Source organism: Helicobacter pylori (assembly GCF_017594925.1).
GTDB classification, from domain to species: domain Bacteria; phylum Campylobacterota; class Campylobacteria; order Campylobacterales; family Helicobacteraceae; genus Helicobacter; species Helicobacter pylori_DP.
Window position 1 is genome coordinate 1 of sequence record NZ_JAALNT010000004.1, and the last position, 20,750, is coordinate 20,750.

Sequence of the window (20,750 nt, forward strand, 5' to 3'; positions counted from 1 at the left end):
TTTTTATAGTTCCTAGCGGAACTAAAGCATTCATCCCAAACACTAAAGATATTTGGGATTTCTGCTTGGGTGGTTTAGAAACCGACAATATTTTTTCATTAAAGCCCACTCCAAAGAAGCTTTAAGGATTATCCATAAAATTGATTTTAACAAACTCGCTCATAAAAACACGCAAGTTTTAGGGTTTTCTACTTATGATTTTGTGGAAGAATATTGCAAATTAAAGGAAATGCATGCTTGAAAAAGTGTTCCAAGAAATTACCAATAAAAGAAAGTTTTTTGCAAGTTCTAGCACAGGGGAGCAGTTTGAAAACCAATTTAGGAATGAATTAAAAAAACACTTTAGCGAAATCAACGGCGATTTAACAGAAAGATTAAGCCATATTGAAGAAAAGCCTAATAAAGAAATCAAAACCGCTTTTAACCAACTCAAAAAGCAAGTTTTAGAAAAAAACCACCCACACACCCTTAAAAACCCTTTTTCAAACCTTACAAGCCATTTTTTATACCAGCCTTTTGGCTCACAAAATTACCCTGATTTTTTGGTTTTTATTTTTGATCATGTGGTGGGGATTGAAATCAAGTTTTCTAAAAACGATAAGGGTGAAAAAACCTTCAAACTTCTCGCCCCATGTGGAATTCAAACCTACCTAAACCCAATGCGGTTTATGTGTATGGAGTCGCTAATGCAGACATCACTTTTTTTAAAGGTTCAGATATTTTGAGTTATGAAACCAGAGAGGTCTTACTCAAGTATTTTGATATTTTAGATAAAGATGAAGGAAGTTTGAAAAACGCCTTAAAGGATTTAGAAAACCCCTTTGCCCCCTATATCAGAAAAGCTTATGAGCATAAAAGGAATTTTCTAACCACCACCAGATTGAAAGCTTCTTTTCGCCCAACCACATTTTAAGAGAGCGGAATGTCTTGGAATTTTTGAAAACGCTCACTCATTAGCGTATTTATTGCCCATTTATCTATTTCTTGTAGAATACGAGTTTATTTTTAGCGTAAAGAAATTGATGATCAGTCTCATAGAAAAAGCCCCTTACATGCCCTCCCCCCCTTTTTCAATTCAATGCACTTCGCTCCAAACTTTTCTTTTCCACGCGTAAGCCAAGAACGATAGCACCGCAAAGAAAATCATGATCTTAATCCCTAAAGTATTCCTTTCATGTTTTTTCCTATCGCCCGCTTTTTCCAAATAAGAGATGACTTGTTTTTGAGCTTTTTCACTCAACCCCACTCTAGGCATAGCCGTGCCAGGCAAAAGCTTTTGCGGATCGTTGATGAAAATATTCAAACCATGTTCGCCCTTAGCCCTAATCATCATGGACAAATCAGGTGCATGAGAGCCTAAATAATTGGCTAGATCTTTAGGATCGCTAAAGGCCTTATCTTTAGCATAATCCAGGCTATGACACCTTTGACAGCTTTGGGCAAACACTTCCTTATCGCTCAAATTTTTAGGCAAAATAGAAGTGAGATACGCCACAATATCGCTCAAATCTTGATCGCTAAATTGAGAAAATGCCGGCATAGGATAGGGTCTTTCATCATTGAATTTATGGCTCAATTTCGCCGTTTTCACGGGGTCTTTGATGAAGTGGGCTAAGAAATTCAAATTTAAAACCCCCGCTACATGGCTTAAATCCGGTGGCACAACTCCAAAAGAGTTGCTCGCGCTAAGGCTGTCCATAGGGGCTGGAATGTTTTGGGATTTAATACCATGGCAAGCGGTGCAATTTTCGGCTACAAGCTTTTTTCCTTTATTAGCGTCGCCATTTTTTAAATCCATCGGCTCTAAATCCTTGAAAGCAAAATCCGCCGGAGCGACTTTAGGGTGCATCACCGAATGTGCATAAGGCTCAACCCCATAATAAATCACGCCTACCACCACAATAAGGATGATTAGAATCTTAAATTCTTTCATCTAACACCCCCTTGTTTCTTCCTTTCAGCGATAGTGATAATGGGCAACACCACAAAGAAAAGGGCCAAAAAAGTGATTGAACCCACTAGGCCAATGTATTTACCAATCCCAAGCGGAGGCAATTTACCATAGATTGTTAAAACAATCATATCAATGATTAAAAGCCAAAACCACGCCTCAAACGCAGGCCGTTTGTACGCAGGAGCGACAACCGGGCTTCTGTCTAAAAAGGGCAGTAAGAAGAAAATCACTTGCGCCACGCCAAAGGCCATTAGCCCTAAATCAGCGCTAAAGAAAAAGCCCCTTAAGACTTCATAGCTCCATAAGAAATACCATTCAGGATAAATGTGAGGCGGCGTTTTAAGGCTGTTAGCCCTTTCAAAGTTGATAGGATCCATCGCAAAATCATAGTGGTAACACACCAAGTAAAAGAAAAAGACCATGAACGCACAAACCACAAAAATATCTTTAGACAAGAATACCGGCCAAAAAGGAATGACTTTAGATTCTTTTTTCTTGCCTTCAATGAATTTTTTCTCTTCCAATTCAAAGTCAATTTCTTCGCCTTCTTGGTTATTGACATGCGGGATGCGTAAAGAATAAAAATGCACCCCAACAAGTAGAATGATCGCAATGGGCAGTAAAAAGACATGGAGCATGAAAAAACGCGTTAAAGTGGAATCCGCCACGACATAATTGCCCCTAATCCACTCCACCACATCAGCCCCAATGAAAGGAATGCCTCCAAATAAATTAGTGATAACCGCTGCGGCCCAATAGCTCATCTGCCCCCAAGGCAACATATACCCGCTAAAGGCTTCCGCGCTAAAGACCACAAACAAAATCATCCCGCTAATCCAAATCATCTCACGACCCCTCTTATAAGAGCCATAATAGATACCGACAAACATGTGGATATAAATGATAACAAAAATCATGCTCGCTGCCGTGGCATGCATGTGGCGCCAAAGCCAACCATAAGCCACTTCTTGCATGATGGTGAAATTCACGCTATCAAACGCCATTTTTGCATCAGGCTTGTAATACATGAGCAAGAAAATCCCTGAAACTACAAGCACGCCAAAAAGGGTCAATAAAATCACCCCCATCGCCCATAAGAAATTGATGTTTTTAGGGATCCAATATTCTGTCATTAGCACTTTAACAAGCTTGTTAGTGCCAAGACGCATGTCTAACCATTCGCCTAAATTCTTCGCTTTTTTTATCTCTGCCATGGAACTCTCCTTACGCTTTAGCCATCATTTTCTTGTATTCAGCCCCGGCTTCACCAAAAGTGATTTTAGTGCCTTCAATTTTAAAAGGCGGGATATCAAAAGGGCGTGGAGGAGGGGTGCCGGCAATATTCACGCCATCAGCAGTGAAACGCCCCCCATGGCATGGGCATAAAAAGCCTTTTTCTTCATCTTGATAAGTGGGGATACACCCTAAATGCGTGCAAATTTGAATGGCTGTTGTAAAAACGCTCTCGCCAATTTTAAAATCGCGCTTTTCATTAAAGCCCTCTTTTTTAGAACGCTTGAGGATATAGACCGGTTTCCCACGCCATTCCACGGTGGAAAACTGCCCTTCTTGCATGTTCGCTACATCTATGGTTGTAAAACCGGCTGAAACAACGCTTGGAAGCGGATCCCAAGTCTTTTTCATCGCTACTAGACTGGCTATAGCCCCTATAGCTGTAACGCTAGCAAGGCTCATTCCTAAAAAATCACGCCTTTGAATATCTGCCATGATTAAAAACTCCTTAATGATAATTACCTTTTAACGACTAAAGGCCTAGCAAATCCCTATTTTACAACAAACTCTCTTAATAATTTTTTTAAAATAACAAAATTGAGACTAAAATCAAACGCTTTTAACGCCGCTTTAAAGAAATTTGAGCGCGCAAATGTTTCAAAAGGGTTTCTAAAATATCGTTATCGTCTTTGCTTGGGGCTTTCAAGCTTTCTTTCTTTTCATCGCTATAAGTAAGGGTGATGTTTTGATTGAAATTAGAAAGTTTAAGGATGCCAAGCTGGTTGGCTAGAATTTTAAGCGTAATGATTTGCAAAAATTGAGCGCTCAAATCGTCTATTTTGCCAAACCTATCTTCTATTTCTTCATGGATTTGCCCCACCTCATCTACATTTTCACACAAACTCAAACGGCGATACAAATCCAGCCTCAAACTATCGCTTGCAATGAGTTCAGGGTTTAAAAAAGCGCTCACGCCAAGTTGGATTTCTACGCTTTTTTCAAGCCTTTTCTTCCCCCCACTCAATTCGTAAATCGCGTCTTCAAGCATGCGCGTATAGAGCGCATAACCAATGTTTTTAATATGCCCGCTCTGATCTTGCCCGAGCAAATTCCCGCCCCCCCTGATTTCTAAATCATGATAGGCGATACTCTCCCCACTGCCTAAATACGAATTTTTTTCTAAAGCGAGCAAGCGTTTTAAAGCCTGTTCATTCAAACTTTTTTGATCTTCTATAAGGAAATAACAAAAGCCTTCTTTTTTGCCTCTCCCCACACGCCCTCTTAATTGGTGCAAATCAGCCAGCCCGAAATTTTGTGCGTTATCTATAATAATCGTGTTAGCGTTAGGCAAATGAATCCCTGATTCCACAATAGAAGTGCATAATAAAACCTGATAATTTCCCTTAGCAAACTCTAGCATGATTTCTTCGCTCTCACTAGCGTTAATTTGGGAATGCAAAATGGCGATTTTGAGTTTAGGGATGAGCTCTTCTAGCTTGGTTTTGACTTTTGAAATGCTAGCGATGTGGTTATGGATGTAAAAAATTTGCCCGTTACGGCGTAATTCTCTGTAAATAATCTCTTTTAAGAGTTCGTCATTCTTTTCTTTCAAAAAAGTGCGGCTGGGCTTTCTGTCTGTGGGTGGGGTTTTTAAAGAACTAATGCCTTTAATTTGAGAGAGCGCCATGTTCAAAGTGCGCGGGATAGGCGTGGCGGACATGCTTAAAAAATGCACGCTTTTGCTCAATTCTTTTAAAGCTTCTTTTTGTTTCACGCCAAATTTATGCTCTTCATCCACCACCACTAAGCCCAAGTTTTTAAATTTCGCGCCTAAAATCGCATGCGTGCCTATTAGCGCATCAACTTGCCCTAATTCCACCGCCTTTAAAAGCTTGTTTTTTTCGCTGGTTTTAATATACCTGTCCAAACGAGCCACTTTAACGCCAAAATTTTCAAAACGCGCCTTTAAAGTCTCAAAATGCTGGTGCGCTAATAAAGTGGTAGGCACGACTAGCACGCTTTGAAAGCCGTTCAAAAACGCGCAAAAAATTGCATGCATCGCCACTTCTGTTTTCCCAAAACCCACATCCCCACTCAACAATCTGTCCATCACTCTCTTAGAGCTTAAATCCTTTGAAATTTCAGCGATGGCTTTTTCTTGATCGCTGGTGTATTCAAACCCCGCATGCGATTTAAAGACTTCCAACTCCGCTAAATGCACATCCATCTTTTTACCCAAGATCAAATTGCGTTCAGCCGCTAATTCAATGATCTTGCTTGCAATCTCTAAAAGCTTAGTCCTGACTTTAGCTTTTAATTTGAGAAAACTCCCTTTCCCTAGCCGGTCTTTAGCTGGCACGCTATCGCTTTGCGCCACATAGCGAGCGATGAGATGCAAGTTTTCTACCGGCAACAGCAGTTTGTCTTCACCCAAATAAGCGATTTCTAAAAAATCCCTCTTGCTCCCTAAAACGCTGTGCTGGACTAATTGAGAAAACACGCCCACCCCATAATCATCATGCACCACCCATTCGCCCGCATTCAATTCGTTCAAAGCGAGCTTGGATTTTTGGCGTTTTTTCTTCCTTTCAAAGGAATTGAGCGAAATAAAAATCCCATCAGGGGTTTTAAAGTTTAACACAAAGGGGGCGATGACGCATTGAATGCTGCTTTTTTCAATCGTGCCTAATACATTGTCTAAAATCGTTTTATTGGGGGCTAGGAGCGTGATTTTATGATTTGAATGCAAAGCGATAAAGCCTTCTAGGGCATGCGCATGGATTTCTAAATCTTCATAACCTTGCGCGTTTTCTAAAACCTTTAAAAATTTGAAACGCTCACAATCCAATTCGTTTAAGCTCGCTAATTCTTGAATTTCTTCTAAAGCCTTAGGGCTTATAATACTTTTATAGGTGTGCAACAAATCGTTTGCTTTTTCTCCTAAAAACCACAAACCAAAACTGGTTAAATCTTTAGAAAAGCTATTTAAGGGGCTTTGTTCCACTTTTGTTTTCAGATCCTTATAAGATGGTTCGTCCAAGCTAAAAAGCGTGGGGGGGATTTCAATTTCTAGCAAATCTTCTTTAAGGCTCATTTGAGTGGTGGGATCCAATTCCTTAATGCTCTCACACTCGGTGTCAAAAAAACTCAAGCGATACGCCTTAGAATTAGGTATATAAATATCCACAATATCCCCCCTAAAGCTCGCTTCGCCTTCCACTTCCACTAAGTCTAAAATTTCATAGCCATAATAAAAGAGCTTGTCTTTCAAATCCTTAAGGTTATATTTTTCTAAAAGAGTGATTTTAAAGCTCTCTAAAAGTTCTTTTTTAGGTAAAGGGTGCAATAACGCGCTAATAGGGGCAATGATGATAACTTCTTGCTTGTTTTCTAAGGCTTGATAAAACTCCCTCAAACCCCCTAAAAGCTGTAAAAATTCTTCAAAAAACGAACGCAAATCGTCGTTTTTTTTAGCCCTAAACTCCGGGAAAAGAACGGCTTTAATATTTGGCTTAAAATAGCTTATGACTTCTTTAGCGAGCTTGGATTCTTTAAAATCCTTACAAGCGAGTATTTGGTAATCAAAGCCTTTGTTTAAGGCTCTATAAAGGCTAGATTGGATCATTCCCTATTTATTTTCAATCTTCTTTTCTTGCTCATTGATTAACAACGCCCCCCCTTGAATATTCTTAGGGCGGGTTTCCCCAATCAAAATCCCCTTTCTTTCCACCACAAGCTCTTGGCTAGAGATCTTACCATCCAAGCGTCCTAAAGGCATGATTTCTACCACTTCCGCCTCCACCGTGCCAGTGAACTTGCCATTGACCACTAATTTATTGGCAAAAATCTCACCCACTACCGAGCCGGTTTGCCCGATCACCACCGTGCTTTTAGAATGCACCACTCCTTCTAATTCGCCATCCACATGCAAATGGTAATCCAGATGAAGCTCACCCTTTATTTTTGTGCCTTGAGCGATGATAGTCGCTGGTCCTGTTTTTGCATTAGCCGATTTATTATTGTTATCAAAGATTGCCATCTGATGCTCCTTTCTTTATTAAAAACTTCTTCAAAATCTTTCATGTTCCATTTGGTGAAACTCATGGGGTTTATGGGTTGATCTAAGAAGCGCACTTCATAATGCAAATGCGGTCCTGTACTCATTCCTGTATTACCACTATACCCAATCAACTGCCCTTTTTTGACAAATTCGCCCGTTTTTGCGACGATTTTATTCAAATGGGCGTAGTAGGTTTTAAAACCAAAAGGGTGGAAAACCTTAATTAAATTCCCATACCCCCCATTCCACCCCTTACTCGCTAACCCCACTACCCCGCTCGCGCTCGCATACACAGGCGTGTTAATGGCGGTGCTTAAATCAAGCCCGGTATGGTTGTGCAACACATGCAAAATAGGGTGCATTCTTTTATTAAAAGCGGCTGAAACGCGCCGATAGGATTCTAGTGGGTAGTCATTAGGGATAAGGCGCATGATAAAGCTTTTTTGAAGCCCGGTAATCCCAGCCACATCCAAGCGGCTGGAAAAATTACCCTCTTCTTTTTCTTCTTCAGGCCTATTCACCCCCACCACTTCTTCTAAATCGTTGATGCGCTCCCCTGAAAGTTGCAAATCGTCTAAAAACTCATCCATTTGCAAAGAAAGATTTTCATTAGTCTCTCTTTTTTTCTCAAATTCCTTAGTGATTAAAGCATGCTGTTTTTCAATATTTTTAATTTCTTTATTTAAAACCAGTAACGAAACGCCTAAAAACAATAAAGATCCCACAACGCTCAACAGCGCATACAAACTGATTTGGCGGAATAAGATATGCACATTAATGTAACGGCTCCCTTTAGAGTCCGTAACCATCACAATCAAACGCCTGTCTAAAAACACCAAAAACCCCTACTGACCTTTTAAGGTGTCTTTATCCACATGCTCTTGGAGCTGGACGATGTCTTCTAAAACCCAAAACAGATTCTTCCATTCAATAAATTTATTTTCTTCTAAAGCGCTTTGGAAATGATCCAAATCCCATGCCAGGAATTTTTCTGCGTCTAAAATTTTACCCAAAAAGCGCACTTCATAATGCAATTTTTCACCGCCGCTATTACCGCTCTTCCCGCTATAACCAATCAACTGCCCTTTTTGGATAAAGCTTTTAGGTTGCACATTGACATGATCTAAATGCGTGTAAATGGAGCTAAAACCAAACGCATGCTCAATGCGCACCAAGTTCCCATACCCCGCATTAGAACGAGTCTTCACAAAATCCACAATCCCATCAGCGCTCGCATACACAGGCGTGTTTAATGGCGCGATAAAATCAATCCCGGATTCAACGCCCTTAATCTTTTTAATGGGGTGGTTCCTTTCTTTGGTAGGTTTGATAGCGCTATAAGTTTTCAAGGGCATGCCATTAGGAATGAGCATGAGCGCTAAATTTTTTTGATTTAAGCTCAAATTTTCTAAATCCACTTCATCATAAAGATGCACGCCCCCATTAGCCCCTCTTTTGACTTCAATCAAGGATTCCAACCCACGGATCTTTTGCCCCACAATAAAAAGCTCTTCTCGCTTGTTTTTAATCTCTTTTGTCAAAGTGTAATTTTTTTGATACAAATCCCTAAAATCCCTTAAAACCGCATTCCTCTCGCTTGTCATCGTATCCATTTTAGCGATTAAAAATTTTAAAAACCCCACGCCAAGCCCCACGATCAATAAAAGAATGACAACAGCAATGATGAGGTTGCGTTTTAAATTTTTAGAAAATTTGAGCTGTTTAGAGCCTGATTCATCAATGATGGTGATCACAAGCTGGTTTTGCGGCATTAATCCCTCTTCTTTTGATAGCGTTTATAAAAAGCGTTGGCTACCAGAAATGAGCCATACACCAAATAATTTTCATTTTCTTCCACATCTTCAAACAAAGCGTGTTCTAACCCTAAAGTTTCTAAAATCCCTTTAAGCTTTTCTAATTGGATAATTCTTTCATTATGCAATTCTAAAATCAAAACCTTTTTAACCACAGGCTTTAAAATTTCTAGCACCAAAAAAGCGTCTTTATCTTGATAGCAGTTATAAATCAAAATGATTTTAGCGTTAAAAACGCGCTTGATTTCTTCTTTTAAGGCTTTGGCGCTATGGGGGTTATGCCCCACATCTATTAAAATATTAGGGCTTAAAAGCTCGCAACGGCCGATTAAATTTAGGGGTTTTAGGTTTTTTAAAACTTCTTGTTTATTGCATGGTAATAGCGTTTCAAACGCTTTTAGAGCCACTTCTAAATTCATCGCTAAAAAATGGGCTAAATGGTAGCGTTCAATATAATCCTTGACTCCTTTTGAAATTTCATTTTGAACCACAATCAATTGCGCGTGTTTGTCTTTGGCGATTTTTTGAGCCGCATTTAAAACCAGTTCTTGTTGGGGAGCGATGATGCTAAGAGGGCCCATCGCTTTTAATTTAGTAGTCGCAATGCTTTCTAAACTATCCCCTAAAAATTCCTTATGATCGTAATCAATGGGGGTGAAAACGCTTAGGGTTTTTTCTAAAGCGTTCGTGCTGTCAAACTCCCCCCCAAGCCCCGCTTCTAAAACCAAATAATCGCAATCTTTAGCGAGAATGACAGCTAGTAAGGTAGCGTATTCAAAATACGAGCAAGCGTTGATGAAAGCGTGCGATTGCAATTGCTGGTGGGCGTTTTCTAAAACGCTTTCTTCAACAACAGAACCATTCAAATAAAAGCGCTCCCTAAATTCAAAAACATGAGGGGAGGTGAAATGCAACACCTTAAAATTTTGATCGGCTAATAAAAGGGTTAAAAACCGCCCTGTGCTGCCCTTACCATTAGTCCCTACCACATGAATGACTTTGGCTTGAATCTCAAAAAAAGCGTTTTTAAAATCTTTATAAATTTGAATGAAACGGCTAGGATCAAATTTATGGTATTCCTTAGGCTTTGTTTCTAAAAACGCCTTTAACCCATGACTATTTTTCATTATTGAATTTCCCCTCATAAGCGATTTGAGCCACAAATTTAGTCAAAGTTTGTTCCACAGCCTGATTGATAGCGTAATAGCGGTTCTGGAAAGTGTTAAGGGGGTCTTGCAAATTCACGGCGTAATTGTAGTATCCGCTATTTTGAAAAGTCTTTCTAACGCCTCTTTTATTATCGTAGGTGTAATTCACAGACACGGTCGCACGATAAAAAGTCGTAAAACCTTCTTTATTTTGCGTGATGCTCGTATCGGTTACATTCGTGATTTCTATAATAATGATAGAATCCGCATCCTTTTCACTCGCCAGGCGGTTTTGGAAGCGTTGCACGACTAAACGATTCATCAAATCCTTAAACTCCACAGAGTTTTCAGGGTTAGGCAAATTCACAATGAGTTTTATATACACGCTATCGCCAAGCGCGTTTTGAGCGTAAGTAGCGATGGGTTTATACCCACAGCCCTTGAACAAAAGCAATAAAATAAAAAAAAGTAAAGCCCTCATGCGATGACAAAATTAACAAGTTTATTAGGCACATAAATTTCTTTTTTAACGCTCGCGTTTTCTAAATATTTCTCCAATTCTTTTTTAGCCAAAACAATAATCTCTTCTTTGCTGGCGTTAATATTGACTTTCAGTTCCGCGCGCCTTTTGCCATTAATGGTAAGCCCTAAAGTCATAAAGTCTTCCATCAAAGCACTTTCATCTACTTCTATAGGCTTGAAATTCTCTCTTTTAAAAAACCTCTCGCTCAACTCCCATGCCGCGTGTGGGATAATAGGCTCTAAGATTTGCAACAACACAAAATAACCCTCGCATAAAATTTGCTCATTAGTTTGCGCGCTCAAAGCGTTTAAAGCCTCCATGCAGCTTGCGATCAAAGTGTTAAACGCGTAAGCGCTTTCAGCCTTATTGAAAATTTCATGCGATTTTTTCAACGCCTCATAGACTTTTTTGCGGGCTAGTTTTTGCGCTTCATTCAGGCTCACTCCTTTAAATTCAGGCTTAGAAGTAGTAGGGCTAATGGCGTTCGCTTTGTCGTATAAGCGCTTGATAAACCGGTGCGCCCCTTCTAAAGCGCTGTCATTCCATTCCAATTCTTTAGCCGGTGGGGCAGCAAAAAGGATAAAAAGCCTTGCAGCATCAGCCCCGTATTTTTTAAGTATCTCTTTAGGGCTAACGACATTGCCTTTAGATTTGCTCATCTTAGCGCCATCTTTTAAAACCATGCCTTGAGTGATAAGCTGTTTGAAAGGCTCATCTAAATTGAGATAGCCCAAATCCCTTAAAGCCTTAGTGAAAAAGCGTGCGTATAACAAGTGCAAAATCGCATGTTCAATGCCGCCAATATAAGTGTCCACCGGCATGAAATACTTCAAGTAATTTTGATCAAACGCTTGATTTTCACGCTGATTTTTGGGCGTGGTGTAGCGCAAGAAATACCAACTGGATTGGATGAAAGTGTCCATGGTGTCTGTTTCTCTTAAAGCGTCTTTGTGGCATTTAGGGCATTGAGCGAATTTCCAACTCACATGCTTTTCTAACGGATTGCCCTCCCCATCAATCACAATGTCTTCAGGTAAAGTTACCGGTAGTTGGGTTTCAGGCACAATCCCGCAATGTTTGCAATGAATCATAGGAATGGGCGCTCCCCAATACCTTTGACGGCTCACTCCCCAATCTTGCAAGCGGTAATTGATGACCCTTTTACCGAGGTTTTCTTTTTCAAAATAAGCGATGATTTGTTCTCTGGCCACTGAGCTAGAAAGATCGCTCCACTCCCCGCTATTTTTTAAAACCTCTTCTTTGGTGTGGGGCAAATTTTGAGAACTTTGAGTGATCACTTTAATAGGGATATGATAAAGATTAGCGAATTCAAAATCTCTTTCATCGCAAGCTGGCACGCCCATTAACGCTCCAGAGCCATAATTGGCTAGGGCGAAATTAGCCACCCAAACAGGGATTTTTTGCTTTGTTAAAGGGTGGATAGCATAAACGCCTAAAAACACCCCTTTTTTCTCTAAGGCTCTTTCTCTTTGAGTCGTGTTTAAAATCGCTTTAATAATCTTTGAATCTTCTTGGCTCACTCGCTTAATGGCATGCTCTACTAAAGGGTGTTCTGGGGCGATGGCGATGTAAGTTACGCCATAAATGGTATCCGCTCTTGTGGTAAAAACTTCAATTTCTTGAATGTTATTGCAAGCTTTCAAGCACTCATCAGCGATTTTAAAGCCAAATTGCAACCCACTAGATTTCCCTATCCAGTTTTTTTGCATGGTTAGGACTTGAGAAGGCCAATGATTTTCTAAAGTTTCTAAGTCTTTTAACAATTCTTCAGCGTAGTTTGTGATCTTCAAATAATATTGATAGAGTTCTTTTTGAACAACTTCCGTATCGCAACGCCAACACCTCCCATCAATGACTTGCTCATTAGCTAAAACGGTTTTGTCGTTAGGGCACCAATTGAGCATGGCTTTCTTGCGATAAATCAGCCCCTTTTCCCACAAGTCAATGAAAAATTGCTGTTCAAATTTCGTGTAATCCGGATCTGAAGTGGCAAATTCCCTGTTTTTAGAAAAAGAAAACCCTAAAGCTTCAAACTCTTTTTGCATGGCTTCAATGTTTTCATAAGTCCAGGTTTTAGGGTGGATACCATGCTTAATGGCCGCATTTTCTGCAGGCATCCCAAAAGAATCAAACCCCATAGGGTGTAACACATTGTAATGGTGCAAACGATAATAACGCGCCAACGCATCGCCAATGGTGTAATTGCGCACATGCCCCATGTGGATTTCCCCACTAGGATAAGGCAGCATGCTTAGAATGTATTTTTTAGGGAGGTTAAAATCGTCTTTAGGCTCAAAACTCTTATTTTTCCACCAAAATTCTTGCCATTTTTTTTCTATATTGATAAAATCCATCGTTACCCCTTAGTCTGTTTCACTCGTTACAACGCTTTCAATCAACAAAAAGATAAGGCTGAAAGCGTTACTAATCAACGCCCCAATCATGAGCATGTAAGCTGTAACCAAATTGTTTAAAATCTGTAAAAACACAAACGCCGGTATGAGATGCAACACGGTAGCTAAAGAGCTGGCCAACAGCTCTGAAGCGAAACGCTTGCACACCCCAATTTTAAGCGTAACGGAAATAAGGTTTAAAGCTAACGCTACAAACAACACCACCGTGTTAGGCTCATACAAAAACCCTGCAATGGTGGTTAAAGAAATAAGGCTGAACAGCACATGAACGACCCGACCCCAATCCATAGAAACTCCTTAAACTTGACCGCCCTCATACAGACGGCGCATTTTTTCTTTCTCTTGAGCTTTTTTGATTTTTCTAGCCTCATTCTCATAATATTTATCCATATCAAAGCCTAACAATAACGCTACTTTAGGGGCGATGAAAATAGAGCTATAAGTCCCTACAATCGTGCCTATTAGCATGGGCAATGAAAAGCCAATAATGATCTTACTCCCAAACACGCACAAAATCAACACCACAAAAAACACGGTTAAAGAAGTTAGAAGCGTGCGCGTGAGCGTGCTGGAAATGGCTTCATTAATGGCTTGAATGGCATTTTTGGTTTTTTGAGAGAGCATCTCTTCTCTGATCCTATCAAAAATAATGATCGTATCATTAATGGAATACCCAATCAAGGTGAGCAAGGCCGCAACCACTTCCAAATTCATATCAATCTTAAAAACGATCACTGAGCTTGCCACTAAAACCACATCATGCACAAGCGCAATGACGCTCGCTAAAGCGAAACGCCATTCATAGCGGAAACTCACATAAATCATGATCGCTATTAGGGCTAAAATCAGCGACAAAACGCCCTTTTCTTTCAATTCGCTCCCCACTCTAGGGCCTACGGTGTCAAATTTACGGATTTCAAAATCGCCACTGGGTTTTAGAATGTTAGCCACGATAGCGTTCAAATCTTCATTTTCAGCCGTTTCTACAAAAGGGAATTTGATTAAAATTTCTTCTTTAGAGCCAAACTCGCTCACTTGCACGCCTTTGAAGCGAGCTTCTTTTTCAAAAAGATCGCGCACTTCTTTAATGGGGGCGTTTTGAGTGTAGCGCACTTGCACCAAACTCCCCCCCGCAAAATCAATCCCTAAAGAAAACCCTTTGAAAAACAAAAGCCCCAACGCTAGAAGCACTAAGATCGCTGAAACGATCACCCCATAATTGGAATAACGCATGAAGCTTAAGATTCTAGTTTGTTTGAATAATTCCATAAAACCTCCTAAGCTCTTTTATTCACGCCAAACCAAAAGTAAAGGCTTTTTGTTTGAGTGAGTTTAGGCAAAAGGGCTTGATAAATCCCTTGCGTGCCTACAATAGCGGTGATAATAGAGGCTAAAATCCCAATGCCTGTGGTTAGGGCAAAGCCTTTAATCGCTCCTGTGCCATAAGCGTATAATAACACCGAAGCGATCAAGGAAGTGATATTGGAATCAAAAATCGCTCTACTCGCATTGATATAGCCTAAATGGATCGCCTTAGCGATGCCCTCATTCTCTCTTAAGACTTCTCTAATGCGCTCGTTGATAATGATATTAGCATCCACGGCAATCCCCACGGTTAAAACAATCCCCGCCATTCCCGGTAAAGTCAGCGTCGCTCCAAAAATCGCCATGACCGCCACAATCAAAAAAAGATTGACCACTAACGCCAAACAAGCGATCACTCCCGCCATGGAGTAATAAAGCACCATAAAGCCCATCACTAAAATAAAGCCCCCAACTAGAGCGATAATGGAAGTTTTAATGCTGTCTTTCCCTAAGCTCGGGCCTATAATCCTTTTTTCTAAAACCTGAATGGGTGCACTCATCGCCCCACTCCTTAAAGCGATCGCTAAATCGCTCGCTTGAGCCACGCTAAAATTCCCGCTAATTTGCCCGCTCCCTCCGCCAATACGCTCCCTAATCACTGGGGCTGAATAAACCTTATTGTCTAAAACGATCGCCATGCGTTTGCCCACATTCGCGCCTGAGAAATCCCCAAAAATCTTAGCCCCTTGCGCATCCAGCGTGAAGCTCACCACCGGCTGGTTGTTTTGATCATACACCACTTTAGCGTCCGTAAGCATTTCGCCATCTAAAATGGGGATCGCTTTGAGCAAGATTTTACCCCCCATTTCCACATCAGACAACAACACACTGCCTAATTTTTGAGCCTCTAAATCCGTCATTTTCATCGCATCTTTATTGTGTTCTTCATCCACTGCCATCATCTGCAAATGAGCGGATCTTGAAATCAAGTCTTTAGCGCGCCGTTCTTCTTCTAAAGTCTTAATGCCGGGCAATTGCACCGAAATTTCTTCTTTACCTTGCTGAATGACTACAGGCTCTGCCAAACCAAATTGATCCAAGCGGTTACGAATGATCCCTATCACTTGCAAAATCGTGTTTTTACGCAATTCTTCTTGCTCTAAAGGGGTGAGCTTCACGCTATAAAACCCCGCTTCCTTTTTGATTTCAAACTGGCTATGGCCTTGCAATTCCAATAAAAGCGCGTCTAATTTTTTCGCCTCATCTTCGTCTAAAAGCTCAAAACTGATCCCTTCTAAATTAGATTTAATGTCTTTAAGCAAGATATTTTGCTTTTTAGCGTTATATTCTAAAGCAGACGCCAAGCTTAAATACTTGTTTTTTAAAGCTTCATCGGTTTGTACCCCTAAAAGCATGTTTAACCCCCCTCTTAAATCCAACCCTAAAGTGATTTTAGGGCCTTTAGTTTCTAGCAAAGAAGGCACAGAAAACCCTACCCCTAAAAGAAGCGCGCAAATAAAAACGATTAAACGAGCGTTAAAAAGTTTCATTCAGTTGTTATTTGGTGTTGTTTCTTCGTCTAATTTGAACGCTACATAGTTTTTAGAAAGTTTAGCGGTGGTGTCATCATTGAGTTTCACGCTAAAAAAATTCGCTTCCGCTTTAAGCACCTCAACGATGAGCCCACCTTGAGTGACAATTTTATCGCCCTTAGTCAAGCCCTCTATCATTTCTTTGTGCTTTTTTTGTTGCTGGCGTTGCGGGCGAACGATCAAAAAATAAAAAATAAGAAACAACACCACAAGGGGTAAAAGCGTCGTTAGAATGTCTTTAATTTGTCCCATTTAATTTCCTTAAAAGATGTTTTAATCTCAAATTATAGCATTTTTCACTATTTCTTTAAAGCCGCTCTTTTATCTAGCGCGAATAAATACAAAGCCCCTATGATCCCAGAAATCAAAGATCCGAGCAAAATCGCAATCTTTGCCACTTCCATAGCGTCTTTATGTTCGCTCGTGAAAGCCAGATTAGAAATAAACATAGACATGGTAAAGCCAATCCCTGCTAAAAGCCCAGCCCCTAAAATATGCCACCAGCTGATGCCTTTAGGGCGTGCGGTGATTTTAAGCTTTTCGCTTATAAAAGTGATTAAGAAAATCCCCAAAGGCTTACCCAAACAAAGTCCTAAAATAACCCCTAAAAGCACCTTATCCACTTCTAAATTGATGCTAGAATCAACGCTCACCCCAGCGTTTGCAAACGCGAATAAGGGCATGATGAAATACCCGCTGATGGGGGCTAAAAAATGCTCCAATCTTTCTAAAGGGCTTTGTAAAGCGCTCGCTTTTTCTTCAATGGAATGCAAGATTTCTTGCTGCTCTTTGGTCAAAAGCGCTCCTGAACTCGTCTCTGCGTATCGTTTGCCTAATTCCAAAAGCTCTACATTTTTAGAATCTTTAGGGATTTTCACCGGTATCATAAAAGCTAGAACCACCGCAGCGATTGTCGCATGGATACCGCTTTCATGCACGCAAAACCAAAGCAACACCCCTAAAAGCAAGTAAGGGATAAGCGAGCGGACATTTAAGCGGTTCAATACCGCTAAGATAAGAACCACCCCTAAAGCCCCTAAAAGCCATGCGAATTTTAAATTCGTGGTATAAAAGAGCGCGATCACCACAATAGCCCCCAAGTCATCAGCCACCGCTAGAGTGATTAAAAAAACCTTTAAGGCGGTTGGCACCCTCTTGCCTAAAAGCATGATCACGCCTAAAGCGAACGCAATATCCGTCGCCATAGGGATCCCAAAACCATGCTGAGAGGGCGTATCAGCGTTAAGGAAAAAATAAATCAATCCTGGAGCTATCATGCCCCCAAGAGCCGCAATCACAGGAAAAGAAGCTTTTTTGAAACTAGATAATTCCCCAAACAACAATTCTCGCTTGATCTCTAAGCCTATCATTAAAAAGAATAACGCCATTAAGACATCATCAATCCAATTATGCAAACTAAAGCCGATGAAAAAATCCCCTACTTGAAACCCAAAAGGGGTGTGCCATAGCGCAAAATAACTTTCTTTTAAAAACGAATTAGCCACCACCATCGCTAAAACGGCGTTCAAAAAGAGGAAAATCCCTCCAAAAGACTCGCTTTTAATGAAGTTCTTAAGCGTCAAACTGAGCGTGTTTTCTGTTTTTTTGAGATTCATAGACAACCCTAAAATTTTTAATTTCAAACCCATAATTTTTCAAGCAGTCTTTTATGAGCGTAAATGATGCCCGCTTGTATCTTAAAATGGGGGGCTTGAGTTTTTAAAAACTCAGCGTAATGAGACACTTGAGCCTTATGGCTTTGTTGGTAATTTTGAGAGCTTTTATAATCTAAAACACACAAATTTTGCCCCTTATCCCACAATAAAACATCAATCCTAGACACAACCCCTTCAAATAAAAAAGCCGCTTCGCCCTTTAAGAAATAGTTCTTAAAAAGAGTTTGTATTTCCATATCATTTTCAAAAAGCTCTAAACTTTCTTCTAACGCTTGGTGATCCAAACCATAAAAACCATGGTGGTAGTTTAAATATTCTAAAACGCTTTTTTTAGGAATGTTGTAAGCGTATTGGTATTCTAATCCCTTGTGCAAGGCGATACCAAAATTGATCGCTTCCTGGTCGTCATTCTTTTCATAATCGCTATCTGGCTCTTCTTCTATCTCTTGGACTTGCTCGCCATAGGCATGGGGCTTGATGAGAGTGCTTGTAATTAAAGGCTCTTTTTGTGGAGAAATAACCGGCATAATTTCTCCCTCTTCTAAAGGCGCAAGATCCAATTGTTCGCGCATTGTTTTGTTTTTGCTTTCTTTTTTGCTTTCTTTTTTGTCTTTGGCCACGACAATCAGCCCTAACTCAGCCCTAGTGAATGCGACATAATACACATTAATTTCTTCATGATTTTTAGCCGCTTCTTCTTTGTCTAAAGCCCTAGCGTAATCTTTATCCATGATCTCACGATTTTTCATTCTGTAATAAAGGCGTGCAAGCTCTGCGCCGTCATATTCTTCAAGGAGTTGATTGGAATGGCTTGAATTAGGCTTGCCCAAGCGTTCGCACACGATCACATAAGGGAATTGCATGCCTTTAGATTTATGAATGGTCATGATCTGCGCGCCTTTTGAATGGGAAGAAGCGATCGATTTAGCCTCTAATTTTTCTAAAAATCCATCGGCGTCTTCGCACCCAACCGCTAATTCCAAACAGCTTTGTGCAGGCTCTCCATAAAGCTCAAATTGCTCCATCACCTTCCACACAAAGCCTGCCACGCTCTCTTTTTTAGGGTTAAAACTGGGTAGAACGATCGCATCATCATGCAAGTATCCAGCGAGTTTTAAAACGCTGTGCTTATAAAAGGGCTTGTAAGGTTCTTCCGCTAGAGCGTATTTTAAAGCGTTCTTAATGATTTTGGATTCTACAAATTGAGACAATTTTGCGCTAGATTCCGTGCTTGGGCGAATCGCACTCAAACGCTCTTGCAAATAATTTTTGATTTTTAAAGCGTCCTTATTGGTGGCGCATAAAATGGTAATGTCTTTAGGATCAATATGATGCTCTAAAAGGTTTTGAGCTTCTTGTAAGATTTGTTCTAACAACAATTCTCTTTCATCAGCCACTAAAGAGACTTTAACATAGCCGTCTGTAGCATGTTTATTGTTGGAAGTTTTAGGGTATTTTTGCTCCAAATAAGCGGTGGGGGAATTTTGATAAGCCTTTTTAAAAATGGTGTTCACATAATTAATGATTAAAGGCACACTGCGGTGGTTGAATTCCAAATTATCGTGGTAAAAATCCTTAGAAACGCTTTCAAATAAGGAGCTAAAACTCCCCCTAAAGGCATAAATGCTCTGCTTGACATCGCCCACAAAAAACACGCTCCTGTGCCATTTTGCTTGCCCTATCCCGGCTTTAATCTCATCAATAAAAGGGGCTAAAATCTTATAATCGTTCAAGCTCGTGTCTTGAAATTCATCAATCAAAATGTGCACGATCTTGCTGTCCAATCTGAAATAAAAAAACTCCGCCGGCATTTCTTCATAACCATTCAATAAGACATGAACCTTATCTTTAATCGCATCAAAATCTAGGGCTTGGATTTTAGAAGTAGCGTTATCATAAAGCTGGATGAATTTAGGGAATTTTTTAAATATTGCGGTTTCTTTGGCTTCATAATAGCGTTTTAAATCGTTTTCAATCTCTTCGCATTCGCTCTCTAAAGTGGGGATTTCATCTTTTAATTTTTTGAAATAGATGTATTCGCTCTTTTTTTCAAGCCAGGTTAAAGAGCTGTTTAAAAATCCCCTAAAATCATCGCATTTAATGGCTGTTTTAGCCCTATCTGACGCCGTTTCTATGCTTTGAATTTGTTCGTTTAAGCTTCTTAGTTTTTCTAAAAAACCCTCTTCATCAAATGCAGGCTCTTTCTTATTAGGATCAAATAAATAGAGCTTGTTTTTTAAAAAACGCAACCGCTCTAAAATAGAATCGCTTGTGTAATTATCATAGCTTAAGCATTGAGCGATAAAAACGCTCAATTCCTCAAGCTGTTCGCCATTTAAAGCGCTCAAGAAACCCTCATTAAGCTGTTGTTGGTGCGCTTTGGTGTCTTCATTGACTTCAAAATTCGCGCTCAACCCCACAAACCAGCAAAATTTCCTTAAAATGCTTTGAAAAAACGCATCAATAGTGCTGATTCTGATTTCAGCGTTTAAAAAGCGTTGGTAGATTTTTGGAGCGCTATTTCGCACCAAATCAGGGTTTAAATGGTATTTTTCTTCTAATTCTTTCAGGATATTTTGGGATTTTTCTTTTTCATTTTCAAGGTCTTCTTTTTGCAAAATTTTTAAATAGTCTAAAATGCGCTCTTTCATTTCGGCGGTGGCTTTTTTAGTGAAAGTGAGCGTCAAAATCTCGCTAGGATTAGCCCCCTTAAACAACAGGGCCAAAAACCGCACGCTCAAAGCGAAAGTCTTCCCGCTCCCTGCTGAAGCCTTTAAAGCCATGCATTGTCTTTTTGTATCCATTGAGTTCTATCCTAAAATTCTGTTTTGTCTTTATTATAACCTAAAAGCCTTTTTTACTTAAGCTAAAAAACCCTAATCTTTTGCTATAATCATAGGGTTTTGTCGTTTTTTCTATCATTTTATAGGAATCAAAGGCAAAGACAGCGTCAAATTCACACATGCTAATCCTTGTATTTAGGTGTTCTTAAGAAATTTAAGAATCAAAT

General features: G+C 40.0%; 17 protein-coding genes and 1 pseudogene. 2 read left to right on the plus strand and 16 right to left on the minus strand.

Going from position 1 to position 20,750, the window contains the following annotated elements:
* Positions 1-52 precede the first annotated feature (52 nt).
* Both G6069_RS02330 and G6069_RS02335 read left to right on the plus strand, forming a co-directional pair.
* Positions 53-241: a hypothetical protein gene (locus G6069_RS02330; RefSeq protein ID WP_197293252.1), complete on the plus strand. Its 189-nt coding sequence runs from the start codon at positions 53-55 to the stop codon at positions 239-241.
* A pseudogene (locus G6069_RS02335) lies at positions 234-957 on the plus strand (type II restriction endonuclease). The gene G6069_RS02330 and the pseudogene G6069_RS02335 overlap by 8 nt, the downstream one beginning before the upstream one ends.
* A gap of 118 nt (positions 958-1,075) precedes the next feature.
* On the opposite strand, the gene G6069_RS02345 reads toward G6069_RS02335, so the two are convergent.
* From G6069_RS02345 to G6069_RS02420, 16 genes are all read right to left on the minus strand, one after another.
* Positions 1,076-1,933: a cytochrome c1 gene (locus tag G6069_RS02345; RefSeq protein ID WP_197293254.1), complete on the minus strand. Its 858-nt coding sequence runs from the start codon at positions 1,931-1,933 to the stop codon at positions 1,076-1,078.
* A complete protein-coding gene (locus tag G6069_RS02350; RefSeq protein ID WP_197293255.1) occupies positions 1,930-3,168 on the minus strand; it encodes a cytochrome b in 1,239 nt (412 codons plus the stop codon). The genes G6069_RS02345 and G6069_RS02350 overlap by 4 nt, the downstream gene beginning before the upstream one ends.
* Positions 3,169-3,178: 10 nt before the next feature.
* A complete protein-coding gene (petA, locus tag G6069_RS02355) occupies positions 3,179-3,682 on the minus strand; it encodes a ubiquinol-cytochrome c reductase iron-sulfur subunit (protein WP_000763638.1) in 504 nt (167 codons plus the stop codon).
* Between the two features lie 124 nt (positions 3,683-3,806).
* Entirely contained in the window at positions 3,807-6,812 is a 3,006-nt protein-coding gene (gene mfd / locus G6069_RS02360) for a transcription-repair coupling factor (protein WP_197293256.1), read from the minus strand.
* 3 nt (positions 6,813-6,815) lie between these two features.
* Complete coding sequence (locus G6069_RS02365; RefSeq protein ID WP_000384498.1) at positions 6,816-7,130, minus strand: bactofilin family protein; 315 nt, start codon at positions 7,128-7,130, stop codon at positions 6,816-6,818.
* A gap of 14 nt (positions 7,131-7,144) precedes the next feature.
* Entirely contained in the window at positions 7,145-8,083 is a 939-nt protein-coding gene (gene csd1, locus G6069_RS02370) for a peptidoglycan DD-metalloendopeptidase Csd1 (protein WP_197293257.1), read from the minus strand.
* 9 nt (positions 8,084-8,092) lie between these two features.
* Entirely contained in the window at positions 8,093-9,019 is a 927-nt protein-coding gene (csd2, locus tag G6069_RS02375; protein WP_197293258.1) for a M23B family cell shape-determining DD-metalloendopeptidase Csd2, read from the minus strand.
* The gene (locus G6069_RS02380; RefSeq protein WP_197293259.1) at positions 9,019-10,188 is read right to left on the minus strand and encodes a glutamate ligase domain-containing protein; all 1,170 of its coding nucleotides are present in this window, start codon (positions 10,186-10,188) and stop codon (positions 9,019-9,021) included. The genes csd2 and G6069_RS02380 overlap by 1 nt, the downstream gene beginning before the upstream one ends.
* Complete coding sequence (gene lptE, locus G6069_RS02385) at positions 10,178-10,690, minus strand: LPS assembly lipoprotein LptE (RefSeq protein ID WP_197293260.1); 513 nt, start codon at positions 10,688-10,690, stop codon at positions 10,178-10,180. Before lptE ends, G6069_RS02380 begins: the two co-directional genes overlap by 11 nt.
* Positions 10,687-13,107 (minus strand): leucine--tRNA ligase, encoded by a 2,421-nt coding sequence (gene leuS, locus G6069_RS02390; protein WP_197293261.1) that lies wholly within the window; start codon positions 13,105-13,107, stop codon positions 10,687-10,689. The genes lptE and leuS overlap by 4 nt, the downstream gene beginning before the upstream one ends.
* 9 nt (positions 13,108-13,116) lie before the next feature.
* Positions 13,117-13,455, minus strand: a complete 339-nt coding sequence (locus tag G6069_RS02395) for a DUF6394 family protein (RefSeq protein ID WP_000383774.1) — start codon at positions 13,453-13,455, stop codon at positions 13,117-13,119.
* A gap of 9 nt (positions 13,456-13,464) precedes the next feature.
* Entirely contained in the window at positions 13,465-14,436 is a 972-nt protein-coding gene (secF, locus tag G6069_RS02400) for a protein translocase subunit SecF (protein ID WP_197293262.1), read from the minus strand.
* An 8-nt stretch (positions 14,437-14,444) separates the two neighbouring features.
* Positions 14,445-16,022 (minus strand): protein translocase subunit SecD, encoded by a 1,578-nt coding sequence (gene secD, locus G6069_RS02405; RefSeq protein ID WP_197293263.1) that lies wholly within the window; start codon positions 16,020-16,022, stop codon positions 14,445-14,447.
* Positions 16,023-16,316 carry a preprotein translocase subunit YajC gene (gene yajC / locus G6069_RS02410; RefSeq protein ID WP_000529770.1) on the minus strand — a complete coding sequence of 98 codons (294 nt, stop codon included), beginning with the start codon at positions 16,314-16,316 and terminating at the stop codon, positions 16,023-16,025.
* Between the two features lie 47 nt (positions 16,317-16,363).
* Positions 16,364-17,680, minus strand: a complete 1,317-nt coding sequence (nhaA, locus tag G6069_RS02415) for a sodium/proton antiporter NhaA (protein WP_197293264.1) — start codon at positions 17,678-17,680, stop codon at positions 16,364-16,366.
* 23 nt (positions 17,681-17,703) lie between these two features.
* Positions 17,704-20,544, minus strand: coding sequence for a RecB-like helicase (locus tag G6069_RS02420; protein WP_197293265.1), 2,841 nt, complete (start codon positions 20,542-20,544; stop codon positions 17,704-17,706).
* Positions 20,545-20,750 lie beyond the last annotated feature (206 nt).

Bases quoted from the DNA above. Each gene is read 5' to 3' on its own strand.
- G6069_RS02345 (WP_197293254.1), bottom strand. From the start codon at position 1,933: ATGAAAGAATTTAAGATTCTAATCATCCTTATTGTGGTGGTAGGCGTG.
- G6069_RS02350 (WP_197293255.1), bottom strand. From the start codon at position 3,168: ATGGCAGAGATAAAAAAAGCGAAGAATTTAGGCGAATGGTTAGACATG.
- petA (WP_000763638.1), bottom strand. From the start codon at position 3,682: ATGGCAGATATTCAAAGGCGTGATTTTTTAGGAATGAGCCTTGCTAGC.
- mfd (WP_197293256.1), bottom strand. From the start codon at position 6,812: ATGATCCAATCTAGCCTTTATAGAGCCTTAAACAAAGGCTTTGATTAC.
- csd2 (WP_197293258.1), bottom strand. From the start codon at position 9,019: ATGCCGCAAAACCAGCTTGTGATCACCATCATTGATGAATCAGGCTCT.
- G6069_RS02380 (WP_197293259.1), bottom strand. From the start codon at position 10,188: ATGAAAAATAGTCATGGGTTAAAGGCGTTTTTAGAAACAAAGCCTAAG.
- lptE (WP_197293260.1), bottom strand. From the start codon at position 10,690: ATGAGGGCTTTACTTTTTTTTATTTTATTGCTTTTGTTCAAGGGCTGT.
- leuS (WP_197293261.1), bottom strand. From the start codon at position 13,107: ATGGATTTTATCAATATAGAAAAAAAATGGCAAGAATTTTGGTGGAAA.
- G6069_RS02395 (WP_000383774.1), bottom strand. From the start codon at position 13,455: ATGGATTGGGGTCGGGTCGTTCATGTGCTGTTCAGCCTTATTTCTTTA.
- secF (WP_197293262.1), bottom strand. From the start codon at position 14,436: ATGGAATTATTCAAACAAACTAGAATCTTAAGCTTCATGCGTTATTCC.
- secD (WP_197293263.1), bottom strand. From the start codon at position 16,022: ATGAAACTTTTTAACGCTCGTTTAATCGTTTTTATTTGCGCGCTTCTT.
- yajC (WP_000529770.1), bottom strand. From the start codon at position 16,316: ATGGGACAAATTAAAGACATTCTAACGACGCTTTTACCCCTTGTGGTG.
- nhaA (WP_197293264.1), bottom strand. From the start codon at position 17,680: ATGAATCTCAAAAAAACAGAAAACACGCTCAGTTTGACGCTTAAGAAC.
- G6069_RS02420 (WP_197293265.1), bottom strand. From the start codon at position 20,544: ATGGATACAAAAAGACAATGCATGGCTTTAAAGGCTTCAGCAGGGAGC.